The organism is Sandarakinorhabdus sp., assembly GCF_041689835.1.
Classification (GTDB): Bacteria; Pseudomonadota; Alphaproteobacteria; order Sphingomonadales; family Sphingomonadaceae; genus Sandarakinorhabdus.
This window is the reverse complement of record NZ_JBDNFM010000230.1, coordinates 1-11,699: the sequence shown is the minus strand read 5'-3', so window position 1 is coordinate 11,699 and position 11,699 is coordinate 1. Positions and strand designations below refer to the sequence as shown.

General features: G+C 61.9%; 10 protein-coding genes and 1 pseudogene. All 11 read right to left on the bottom strand.

Annotated features, from left to right (window positions below):
* The coding region (locus tag ACESL8_RS12190) for a TonB-dependent receptor plug domain-containing protein (RefSeq protein WP_372919233.1) at nucleotides 1-1,417 on the bottom strand (1,417 nt) is incomplete at its 3' end.
* Nucleotides 1,418-1,634: 217 nt separating this feature from the next.
* Complete coding sequence (gene hemA, locus ACESL8_RS12185) at nucleotides 1,635-2,858, bottom strand: 5-aminolevulinate synthase (protein WP_372919231.1); 1,224 nt, start codon at nucleotides 2,856-2,858, stop codon at nucleotides 1,635-1,637.
* Nucleotides 2,848-3,738, bottom strand: coding sequence for a putative photosynthetic complex assembly protein PuhE (gene puhE, locus ACESL8_RS12180; protein ID WP_372919229.1), 891 nt, complete (start codon nucleotides 3,736-3,738; stop codon nucleotides 2,848-2,850). Before puhE ends, hemA begins: the two co-directional genes overlap by 11 nt.
* A gap of 16 nt (nucleotides 3,739-3,754) precedes the next feature.
* Nucleotides 3,755-4,834, bottom strand: a pseudogene (gene acsF, locus ACESL8_RS12175) (magnesium-protoporphyrin IX monomethyl ester (oxidative) cyclase).
* Complete coding sequence (locus ACESL8_RS12170) at nucleotides 4,834-5,127, bottom strand: hypothetical protein (RefSeq protein ID WP_372919227.1); 294 nt, start codon at nucleotides 5,125-5,127, stop codon at nucleotides 4,834-4,836. The pseudogene acsF and the gene ACESL8_RS12170 overlap by 1 nt, the downstream one beginning before the upstream one ends.
* Nucleotides 5,127-5,684, bottom strand: coding sequence for a photosynthetic complex assembly protein PuhC (puhC, locus tag ACESL8_RS12165; protein WP_372919225.1), 558 nt, complete (start codon nucleotides 5,682-5,684; stop codon nucleotides 5,127-5,129). Before puhC ends, ACESL8_RS12170 begins: the two co-directional genes overlap by 1 nt.
* Nucleotides 5,681-6,310, bottom strand: a complete 630-nt coding sequence (gene puhB / locus ACESL8_RS12160) for a photosynthetic complex putative assembly protein PuhB (protein WP_372919223.1) — start codon at nucleotides 6,308-6,310, stop codon at nucleotides 5,681-5,683. Before puhB ends, puhC begins: the two co-directional genes overlap by 4 nt.
* Nucleotides 6,311-6,385: 75 nt before the next feature.
* Complete coding sequence (gene puhA / locus ACESL8_RS12155) at nucleotides 6,386-7,159, bottom strand: photosynthetic reaction center subunit H (protein WP_372919221.1); 774 nt, start codon at nucleotides 7,157-7,159, stop codon at nucleotides 6,386-6,388.
* Between the two features lie 313 nt (nucleotides 7,160-7,472).
* On the bottom strand, nucleotides 7,473-8,183 hold the full coding sequence (bchM, locus tag ACESL8_RS12150; RefSeq protein ID WP_372919235.1) for a magnesium protoporphyrin IX methyltransferase: 711 nt from the start codon (nucleotides 8,181-8,183) through the stop codon (nucleotides 7,473-7,475).
* 2 nt (nucleotides 8,184-8,185) lie between these two features.
* On the bottom strand, nucleotides 8,186-9,097 hold the full coding sequence (gene bchL / locus ACESL8_RS12145) for a ferredoxin:protochlorophyllide reductase (ATP-dependent) iron-sulfur ATP-binding protein (RefSeq protein ID WP_372919219.1): 912 nt from the start codon (nucleotides 9,095-9,097) through the stop codon (nucleotides 8,186-8,188).
* Nucleotides 9,098-9,108: 11 nt separating this feature from the next.
* Nucleotides 9,109-11,699 (bottom strand): magnesium chelatase subunit H (locus ACESL8_RS12140; protein ID WP_372919217.1); only part of this gene is annotated, 2,591 nt, incomplete at its 5' end.

Genomic DNA, 11,699 nt, shown 5'->3' with positions numbered 1-11,699 from the left:
CGTTCACGTCAAACTGGTCCTGCACCGCAAACTGGAATGTGCGGGTGTTGTAGTCGTTGTTCCACTGGGTGAAGAACGGGTTGCTCTGGTACGTCAACGCGTTGGTGCCTGGCACCGTCTGGCTGGTACCCATGGTGTAAAACCGGCGGGCCTGTTCGAAATCGTTGTTTTCGTACCAGACATTGAGACGCACCGTGTGCGAATCGAACTTGCCGACAAGATCGCCGATCACGCCCACACGGTACACACCATATTCCGTGGTGCGGAAGCTGAGCGGCGGGCCGCCCGGGCTGGCACGGTAGGGCGTGATCCACGAACCCTGGCCCTTGTTGTTGTGATAATACACCTGCACGCCGGCCGTGATGTTATCCGACAGGGCGCTTTCGAGGCGGGCACCGGTCAGCCAATCGCGGCGCAAACCGCCGGCATCGTAATAAGCATCATCAACGGACGTGTAAGGCGCCGGATATACCGTGCCAAAGGCATTCGGGCCAACCACCACCCCGGTGTCGCCGCGATTGGCACCGATGGTCGCCAAGCGCACAGCAAGCGGGAAATCGTTCGAGATATTGTCGGCGAAATAATCCAACCGGCCCAGCATTTCCTGGCTGAAATCCTGGTAATCGTTTTCCTTGCGATCCGAGAAATTGGCAAAAGCCGTGAGCGTTGTCTTGCTGCCGAGATCGGCGACAAATTTGGCGTTGACCTGGGTAGAGCGTTGTACGCCAAAGCCCTTCCACTTGTCGGCGGTCAGGTGTGCAGCGCTGATATAGGCCTTGAAGCCGCCCAGATCGCCGGTGTCGAGCGTGCCATACACCCGCAGCGTATTGTTATCGCCGTACGTGACATTGCCGGCGACGCCCAGTTCATCTTGCGGCGCGCGGCTGAAGAATTCGATGGTGCCGCCCAGGTTGGACGTGGAGTTCGTGCCCAAGGCGCCGGCGCCCTGGCTCACGCGGGTGCGGCCGATATTGTCGGCGATCACGGCGCGGCTGATGTGCAGGCCGTTGGTGTTGCCATAGCTCATGTCGCCCAGCGGGACGCCATCAAGCGTGAAGCCCAGCTGGTTCTGGTTGAAGCCGCGCAGCGTGATGCGGGTGGACCATTCATACACACCGAAAGGATCGGCCGACTGAAAATTGACGCCCGGCAGTTTCTGGATCGCAATGAACGGGCTGGCACCGGCCACGGTCAGGCGAAGATCTTCGGCCTTGAGCTCGGTCACCTGGCGGACTTCGCCTTTGCCGTACACCACGATTTCAGCATCTTCGGCCACTGCGTCGGCACCGGCGTCGGCACCGGCGGCTTCGGCCGCGCCGGCATCAACGGTGACGATGGCAGGCTGGGCCTGCGCCAGAACCGGGGCTGCAACGGCCGCGCTGGCCAGCAGCGACAAACGAAGAAGTGAGATGCGCATATGTTGATTTTCCCGGTTGTTGAGTTCACCCGGGCTCCTAACAGGCCAATGTTGCAGCGCCATGCCAGAAAGTTGACATTCGTGTTGCTTGTCGATGTCGGATCAAAGACGTTGCTGCAGTGCAACACACCGGCCAGCGCTTGCAGGGTGCTGCAATGAAAAGGCCCGGCGGATGGTGCCGCCGGGCCCGTGTTCATCGCCTGTCAGCCGGCTCGGTTCAGGCGGCGGCTTCTACCCGGTGCAGGGCACACTGGCTCCAGATGTCGGAAAGCGCCATCACCAGCTTGTCGATGTCGTCGTCGCTGTGCACCGGGCTGGGCGTGATGCGCAGGCGTTCGGTGCCCACCGGAACAGTGGGGTAATTTATCGGCTGCACATAGATGCCATGATTATCCATCAGCCAGTCGCTGATCATCTTGGCTTTCTTGGCATCGCCCACCATCACCGGAATGATGTGGCTGGGATTGTCCATTTGCGGGATGCCGGTCGTGCGCAACGCGGCACGCACCTTGGCCACGCGCTCTTGTTGGCGCTTGCGCTCGAACGGGCTGTTTTTCAGGTGCCTCACCGATGCCAGCGCACCAGCAGCGATCGCCGGCGGCAGCGCGGTTGTGAAGATGAAACCGCTGGCAAAGCTGCGCACGAAATCGCACAGCGCCGTCGATCCCGCGATATAGCCGCCGACCACACCAAAGGCCTTGGCCAACGTGCCTTCGATCACCGTCAGTTCGTCCATCAGGCCTTCACGCTCGGCAACGCCGCCGCCGCGCGGGCCATACATGCCCACCGCGTGCACCTCATCGATATAGGTCATGGCGCCGTGCTTTTTGGCTACGTCGCAAATTTCCTTTATGGGGGCGATGTCGCCGTCCATCGAATACACGCTTTCGAACGCCACCAGCTTGGGCACGTCGGCCTCATACTGGCTCAGCAGCCGATCCAGATCCTCCGGGTCGTTGTGCTTGAACACTTCGCACTTGGCGCGGCTGTGGCGGATGCCTTCGATCATGGAAGAATGGTTGAGCGCGTCGGAAAACACGACACAGCCCGGGATCTTGGACGCCAACGTCGACAGCGCCGCCCAGTTCGAGACATAGCCCGAGGTGAACAGCAGCGCGTCTTCCTTGCCGTGCAGATCGGCCAGTTCCAGCTCGAGCTGGCGGTGCACATGCATGGTGCCGGAGATGTTGCGGGTGCCGCCGGCACCAGCGCCCGACTTGTCGAGTTCCTCGTGCATGGCATGCAGCACGTCAGGGTGCTGGCCCATGCCGAGATAATCGTTGGAGCACCACACAGTCACATGCTGGGTGGTGCCATCCTCGCGGTAGCGGGTGGCGTGCGGATAATTTCCCTGGTGGCGCTGGAGTTCGGCGAAGACGCGGTAATTCCCGCGTTCCTTCAGCCCGTCGAGCGCTGCCTGGAAGTGAGCTTCAAAATTCATTCAACTTCTCCCACTGTGTGCATTGCACAGTGCTTTTTCCCATCGCAAGTCGATTCGTTTCATTCTGGGGCAACATCTGGCCCGTTATCCCGGCATCTTCCGGAACCAAGGCTGCAGCCTTGCGCCGTTCATGGTCTGGCACGGCCCAGCGGAAAATCGCCGTGTCCTGCCACGGCACCACCAGAAAGCCGTGTTCGAGGAAGGCCAACGCCACCAGCGCAAATGCCAGCGCATAGCCGGTGGCGACGCCGCCGCGGCTACTCAAGGCCAGATCAGCCAACCAAGCCGCAACCACGGCGATGCCGGAGACGGACAGTATGAAAAACCAGCGCGGCTGACCCACGCGAAAATAACTAGCAAGATAGCGCATGTGATCCGGCATCATTTCAGTCGACAGATGTGGCACACCGGCAAAAATATTGAACTTGGCCGAAAGCCGCATGACAAAAAGCAGCAGGAAGGTGAGCGTTGCGGTCTGGTTGGCCTTGCCCCACGTCGCGGCGGCGATCACGGCCAGGCAGGCGAACATGGCCACTTCATGATAAATCAGTGTTGCTGCCGCCAAGCGAAACCGCCGCCAGCCGTGGGCACCGGGCGGGCAGGATTTGCGGTTCGGGCCAGTGACAAAGCCCATCAGAAACGACAGTTCGTGCCAGCCCCACAGCACCAGTGCGCAGGCAAAGGCCACATACGCCGCCCAGGGGCTGGTTTCTTCAGCGGTGGTGATGATGCCGCCCATGGCAAATCCAGATGCTATCGTGGCCAGAGTGATGCTTACGGGCCAAGTGTGGCTGGGCAATTTGTCCAACCACAGCACAAAGCCGGTGGCCACGAACCAGAGGACCGTCGCAAACAGCAGAGGCAAGGCAAATTCCGTCACGATGCGCCTGGGCCGGTTACCAAACCGGTGCCATGCGCACGTTCGGGGTCACGTCCATCTTGTCCACCGGGTGCAGATAGAGGCGAACGAAAGTGGCAGCGGCTTTGAGTGACAGTCCGATGCGCTTGATCTTGCCCACCATACCGCCTTGCGCCACCGCCGCATCAATGCCGTCGCTGGTTTGGCGTATGGATTCCAGCAGCGCCCGATAGCTTGGCGCATCGGATTGCACCGCGATCGGGAACACCTGCTGCGTGATATCCGTGGTGATGCGGAACACCTTGAAGCCAAATTCGGTCGGGTTGATACCAAAGGCATTGTACAGCGCCGGCCGCTTGTGATCGCGCACATACATCGTGGCGTATACGGCGTTCAGGAAGAAACGGATCCACAGCACATTGAAGCCGCTGGTCAGCTTGGGATCGGACCGCATCAGCAGGGCAAAAGCCTCGCCGTGCCGATACTCGTCGTTGCACCATTCCTGGAACCACTTGAAGATCGGGTGAAAGCGCTTTTCCGGGTGGGCTTCAAGGTGGCGGTGGATGGTGATGTAGCGAGCGTAACCGATCTTTTCGGAAAGCTAGGTGGCATAGAAGATGAACTTCGGCCGGAAATAGGTGTATTTCTTGGTCTTGGTCAGAAAGCCCAGATCGATGCCGATGCCGGCGTCTTTCAGACTGTCGTTGATGAAGCCGGCATGGCGGCTTTCGTCGCGTGCCATCAGCCGGAACAGCGCCTTGGCATCCGGGTTCTGCATGCGCTTGGTGATTTCGGCGTAAAGAATGCAGCCAGAAAATTCCGACGTCATCGACGACACGAGGAAATCGACGAACTCCTGCCTCAATTCCGGATCCATGGCGGCGATCACGCCGTCAAATTCGGGCGTGCGCTTGAAATGCTTCTTGTTGGGATCGGCCTGCATTTCGGCAATCAGGCTGTCCCACTCCGCGCGCACGCCCGACACGTCGATCTTGTCCATCGCGTCGTAATCGGTGGTGTAAAAGCGCGGGCTGAGTACGGTGTCTTGCCGGGCGATGGCCAAAGCGTCGTCCTGCGTGATTTCGGTGCCGGCATCTATGGGAGTGACGGCGTTCATCACGGCTTCTCCGAGCTGAAGGTGATTTCGTAAAGTTCGGTCAGTTCCAGCTGGGCCTTCATTCTAGTCCACAGCCGGCCGAAGGGGGTGGCTTTCCACACGGTCGCCGGGCGGCGCAGGGTGAGGCGTTCGCCAAAGGGCAGTTTCACCGCGTCGCCGTGCACCTTCACCTGGTCACCCGGCCCCAGTTCGACATCGCCATCCAGTTCGACATGTGCGTGCAGATTGTCGAAGCTATGCTCGATCTCGATCGTGCACAGGGTGTCGAAACGCTCGCGGGTGAACAGGCCCATCAGGCACCCCCGGCAAGAAACGGCATCGACGACGGCGCCGGCGCGGCCGGCGTGATCGGCTGGTCCGGCACGCCGGGGCCGCCGGGCTGATACGGTTCCAGCAGTTGCGCAAAGGCAGCGCGGTTCGTCGAACCAAAACTGCCCAGCTCGATGATGCGGCCGGTGGACACGTCGGTGAGCGTCAATGCGCCGTCGGCCCATTGTGCCACTTTCACCAAGCCGGCGCGGTCCACTTCCTTGAGGCGGCGTTCGCGCATCAGGCCGCGCATCACGCCGCGGATGAAGCCGGTATTGCTGCCGGGCGGGAACACGAACACCAATTTGCCTGCCGCCACATCAGTCGCCAGCAGGGCGCCATCGGCGCGATCTTCGAAGCGGAAATCACGCGACACAACGATGGCCACCTGCCGCCGTTCCCGCGATTGCGGCGCGGTTTCCGCTGCCGGCAACACACCCAGACGGATCCCGCCGACAGTGACAATCGACAGCGTGATGAGGGCGCCGGCCGCATAAAGCGCTGATTTTGGGAAGCGTTCGTTGGTGAACTCAACGCTCATGCCGCTGCCTCTACAAGTGCTGGCACAGGGGCTGGCACGGCGGCGGCATCGCGAGTGGCCGCGACGCGGGCCGGATCGGCCTTGGCCAGCGCATCGGCGAGCTGCGGCACGAACGCTTCCGGCACAGCGCGCAGCATCGGCTGCGGCGAGCCGAATTTCCACGGCCGCGCGTGCGGCCACATCTGCAGATAGGCCAACGGAAAACGCACCGTGGGGGTGAGCGAGACATCGACGAACCCAGTGCCCGCCGGCTTGACATCGGCGGTGCCAACCAGCGCCAGCGGCACGTTCACGCATTTCGGCAGCGCCACACCGAAACGCAGCACCACGCGCTTGTTGGTCAGAGTATAAATGGTGGATTTCGCCTGCGCCCGTGCCAGCACCGCCAGCACGCCAAGGCCCAGCAAGGCAACGGCCATCGTGGTCAATGCGCCGACGACGCCAGTACCGCCGGCCACGAAGGCCATGCCGGCAACAACCACGAACCAGGCCGCGACAAGGCGGGTGTGAAAAACACCGCGCGCCACGCCGCGCCAATCGGGCGCGCCTTGCCAAAGGATTTCCTCCCCCGGCGGCAGCCGTCCGGGCAGACCCGGAATTGGCTCATCATCATATTCAATCGACACGAAAAGGCTCCGTCATTCCGTTCCACTGCCAGCCGTGGCCGGCCAGTCTTGCAACTGGCCTCGCCGGAGACTGGATCAGATCAGCGGTTCAGCCCGCGCGGGGGTTGCCCACAGATAGCCAGCGCCAAAATAGGCCGTGATCTTTTCCTCTTCGAGCAGGGTGACCTGATCGAGCGACTTGGTGCGCGGCACCCCGGCAAACTGGGCCCCGGTGATGGCATCAGTCACAACGCCGCTGCGCGACACTTCAACCATGGCCATCGGCATCAGCACGGTGCCGGTGCCGCCGGCAAGATCGATTTCGAGATAACGCAGGACCGATTCAGCACGGTCCATCCACAGTTCCTTCACCGTGCCGGCCTTGCCGCCATCGAGGCCGACAACCGGCAGGCCGCGCGGATCGACGTCGTTGGGGTGCACGGTTACCGGGTGGCCTATGAGGCGAAGCGGCACGATACGCGGCTCGCCGTGCATGTCCAGATCCGGGCGATCGGCACGCTGCGCGATCGACGCTGGGCCCACACCCGAAGTCAGCTTGTCACCCACCACATCCAGCGGTTCACCCGGCCAGATGCGCGTCAGCACATTGGTCGGCATTTCATCGCGGTCGTTGGGGTTCGGCATCATCACCTCGCCCAGCCCGTGCGGCAGCACGAATGTTTTGGGCGGCTTGAAAAACAGGGGTTCGCTGCCGCCATGAAGGGCGCCGGACAGATCGTCTTCCACAGGATAGCCTTCACGGCGATCTTCACCGCGCAAGTACCAGACCAGTCCCAGGAAAAACAGAAAGAAGGCAAAGAAAGTAAGTTCGGCGATATCCAAACCACCAACCAGATGCACGTTCGTCATGCGAGGCGTCTCCCCTCAAGAAATTGCCGGATGCAGCCAAGCGGTGCCGCGACAGGCCAGCGCGTATCCCCAAGCCCTGCAATCCTCGCGCCAGAGAACGGCAGAGCGGCTCTTTGTGTGGCCAACAGCGGCGACATGCCGCTGCCACACCACGATGCAAGCACGTCAGCTTAGAGCAGAAGGTGACGCGATTGCAATCTTTTGCGCCAATTTCGCCCGCTTTTTCCTGTTGCCGTGCTGGCCTTTGTCAAATCCGGGCGACACCCCAGCTGTATGTCGCCCGATGTTGCCCCATCAGCGGCGGCAAATATCATCATCCCAGCAGCACTTCCTGGGCGTGGCTGGTGTAAAATCCGCGGCTGACGCGCTGGTCACGGCCCAGCCGGGCGTGCGGCACGCTGCGCGACAAACGCGCCTTCAACAGATCATGCGCCACCGGCACGATGCTGGGCGAGCGGTCGTTTTTTGGGAAAAATTGGCCGATTGCCCGTGCCGTGCGCAGCAGGGGGGTTCCGGGTGCAAAGGTGAACAGCATCGAATTGCGCGCGCGTTCGGCCAGCCGGGCGATGGCCGCTGCAATCTGATCGCTTTCGTAATGGATCAAAACGTCCATCGAGACGATGTGATCGAAATCGCCAAATCCGGCATCGAGCATGTCACCGGCATGCAGAGAAATGTTGCCCTTCACGTCGTCAGGCAGCCGCTCGCGGCCGATCTGGATCAGTTGCGGCGACACATCGATGCCCACCACGTGTGCGCCGCGGCGCGCGGCTTCGATGGCCAGCATGCCGGTGCCGCAGCCGGCATCAAGGATGCGCCGGCCCGTGAGATCCTGCGGCAGCCAGCTGAGCAGGGTGTCCCGCATTTCCGTGCGGCCGGCGCGCACCGTGGCGCGGATTTTCGAGACCGGCGCATCGCTGGTCATCGCCGCCCAGGCGCCGAGCGCCGTCGAATCGAAATACGTCTCCAGCTTGGCGCGCTTGGCTTCCCAACCGGCGGCCTGCCTCGGACCATGGGCATTAATGCTCACTCGAAACCAAGGAAATCGAAGATCTCGCGATCCTTCATCGGCGCGGCCATGCAGGGCTCCACTCCGGCCCACAACAGCGCTGCGAGGCGCTTGTATTCGACCTGCACGGCCAGAATTTCCGGCGATTCGTCCATTTCAAAAATGGTGCATTTTTTCAACCGGCTGCGGCGGATGGCATCCAGATCGGGAAATTGCGCCAGCCGATCAATGCCAGTGGCAGCGGCAAAACGGTCGATCTCGTCGGTGTTGGCCGAACGATTGGCGATGCAGCCTGCCAGTCGCACTTCGTAGTTTTTCGATTTGGCCTGAATGGCGGCCATGATCCTGTTCATCGCGAAGATGCTGTCGAAATCGTTGGCCGTCACCACGATGGCGCGATCGGCATGCTGCAGCGGCGCTGCAAAGCCGCCGCACACCACGTCGCCCAGCACATCGAAAATCACCACGTCGGTATCTTCAAGCAAGTGGTGCTGCTTGAGCAGCTTCACCGTCTGGCCAACAACATAGCCGCCGCAGCCGGTGCCTGCCGGCGGGCCGCCGGCTTCCACACACATGACGCCGTTGAAACCCTCGAACATGTAATCGTCGGGGCGCAATTCCTCGTGGTGAAACTCATGCTGTTCCAGCACGTCGATCACGGTGGGCATCAATTTCTTGGTGAGCGTGAACGTGCTGTCGTGCTTGGGGTCGCAGCCGATCTGCAACACCCGCTTGCCCAGCAGCGAGAACGCCGCCGACAGATTGGATGAGGTGGTGGATTTGCCGATGCCGCCCTTGCCGTACACTGCAAACACCTTGGCACCGGTGATCCTCTGGCTCGGGTCAAGCGCGACCTGCACGCTGCCTTCACCGTCGCCCGGAAGACCATTGGGGCCAATTTTGCGGGTCTTGTCGATAATCAGGGTCATTGCACTCTTCCTCAAGCCGCCATGGTCGTGGGCGGCGCGACACCTTCAAGTTGATCTTCAATTGCGTCGGTGGCAGCCTGCAGGGCGGCCAACGTCTCGGCATCGGGCTGCCAGAAATTCCGCTCCGCCGCTTCGATCAGGCGATTGGCGATTTTGGCAGCAGCGCGCGGGTTCATTTCGGCAATGCGCTGGCGCATCGCTTCGTCCAGCATATAGGTTTCGCTGATGCGCTGATACACCCACGGATCGACCTGCCCGGTGGTGGCCGACCAGCCGGTGGTGGTGGTCACCGCCGCTTCGACTTGGCGCACGCCTTCATAGCCATATTTCAGCTGCGCTTCGATCCACACCGGATTGAGCGTGCGGGTGCGGGTTTCCAGTGCCACCTGCTCCTGCAGGCTGCGCACCTTGCCGCTGCCTTGCGTCTGATCGCCGATATACACCGGCGCTGCCTCGCCGCCCTTGGCGCGGGTGATGGCACGGCTGATGCCGCCCAGCGTATCGACATATTGATCGATCGTGGTGATGCCCAGTTCCACCGATTCCAGATTTTGATACGCGCAATCGACAGTTTTCAGCGCGCTGGCGAGCAAGCCGGGCTGGCGATTGGGCTTGCCGTCAACGCCGTAGGCATAGCCTTTCTGCTTTTCGTACGTGTCGGCCAGTTCATTGGGATCAGTCCAGCCGCCGCTATCGATCAGCAAATTGACGTTGGCGCCGTAACTGCCCTCGGCGTTGGAATAAACACGCAAGGCCGCCGTCGCCATGTCGCAGCCATGTTCTTGGCTGTACGAAAGGCTGTGCTTGCGGACAAAGTTCGCCTCCGGCGGTTCATCGGCTTCGGAGGCGAGCAGCGCGGCTTCGGCCAGCATCCTGGTTTGAAGCGGCAGCAGATCGCGGAACACGCCGGACAGCGTCACCAGCACGTCCACGCGCGGGCGGCCGAGTTGTTCGAGCGGAATCAGTTCCGCCCCGGCCAGCCGGCTGTAACTGTCAAATCGCGGTTTGGCCCCCATCAGCGCCATCGCCTGCGCCACCTGCGCGCCTTCACTTTTCAGATTGTCGGTACCCCACAGCACCATGGCGACGGTTTCCGGCAGCTTACCGGCGTCTTCAAGGGCGCGATCAAGAATGCGCTCCGCCTGCGCCGCACCGTCCCTGCAGGCATAAGCCGAAGGCAGGCGGAACGGATCAAAGCCGTGGATGTTGCGCCCCGTGGGCAGGATTTCCGGATCACGCAAGATGTCGCCGCCGGCCACAGGCGGCACATAGCGGCCATCAAGGGCGCGGATCAGCCCGTTCATTTCGTGATTGACCGACAGCGCGGCATTCAGCTTGGCGAGCTCGATCAGCACCGGCGTGTTGGGCACGATGCGGCCGTTGATCAGTTTCTCGATGGTGTCGCGGTCGATGGCCTCGCCCGCGCCCCCCAAGCCAGACGTGCGCGCCTGGGCGCTGGCGGCCAGCATGTCGATGCGGGCGTCTTCGCTTTCGGCGTCGCCAAACACGTGCAGGCCCTGCGGGATCAACTCGCGTTCGATTTCATATAATTTGGCGGCAAGCTGCGAGATATCGCTGCTGTCCAGATCGATGGCCTCGGCCTGCTCGCGGATGATCTCTTCCAGCCCCGGCAAGTCCGAGCTGCCGGGCTCGGTCGCACGCCAGCGGTCAACGCTGGCCTTGATGTCCGACAGCCCTTTGTAGAGGCCCGAATTGGTCAATGCCGGGGTGAGATACGATACCAGGGTCGCGCCCGAACGCCGCTTGGCCAGCACACCTTCGGATGGATTGTTGGCGGCATAAAGATAGATGTTGGGCAAATCCTGGATGATGCGTTCCGGCCAGCAGCTCATGGTCATGCCGGTCTGCTTGCCGGGCATGAATTCCAGGCTGCCGTGGGTGCCCCAGTGGATCACGGCGTGGGCGCCAAAATCATTCCGGATCCAGCGGTAAAACGCCATGAACGCGTGGGTAGGGGCAAAACGGCCATCGAACAGCAGCCGCATCGGATCGCTTTCGTAACCGTTGGCCGGCTGGATGCCGACAAACATGTTGCCGAACTGCGCGCCGGTGATCAGCACGTTTTTGCCATCGGATTGGAACTTGCCCGGCGCCGGGCCCCACTCCTGCTCGATCTCGGCCAGATACGGCTCGGTGGCGACTATGCGATCTGCCGGCACAAAGGCGTGAACATTGGCTTCCTGGCCATATTGCATGGCGTTGCCGCCAATCACGCGGCGGCGCACCTCGTCCGAATTGGCGGGCACCTCCACGTCATAACCTTCAGCCTTCAGCCGGACGAGCGTGCGGTGCAGCGAATCGAACACGGCCAGAAACTGCGCCGTGCCGGCGGCGCCGCCGTTGGGCGGAAAGTTGAACAGTACGACTGCGAGCTTGCGTGTCCGGTTGGCGGCGCGGCGCAAGGCAACCAGCTTCACCATCTTGTCGGCCATCGCCTCGGCCCGTTCCGGGCACGACTGCATGGCGCGCACGCCATCAGACGCCGACCCGGTGCACTGCCGCGAACAGCCAGTGCAGGCTTCGCCGCCCGCATCGCTGCGCCCGCCAAACACCATTGGCTGGGTTCCGCCGTCCAATTCTG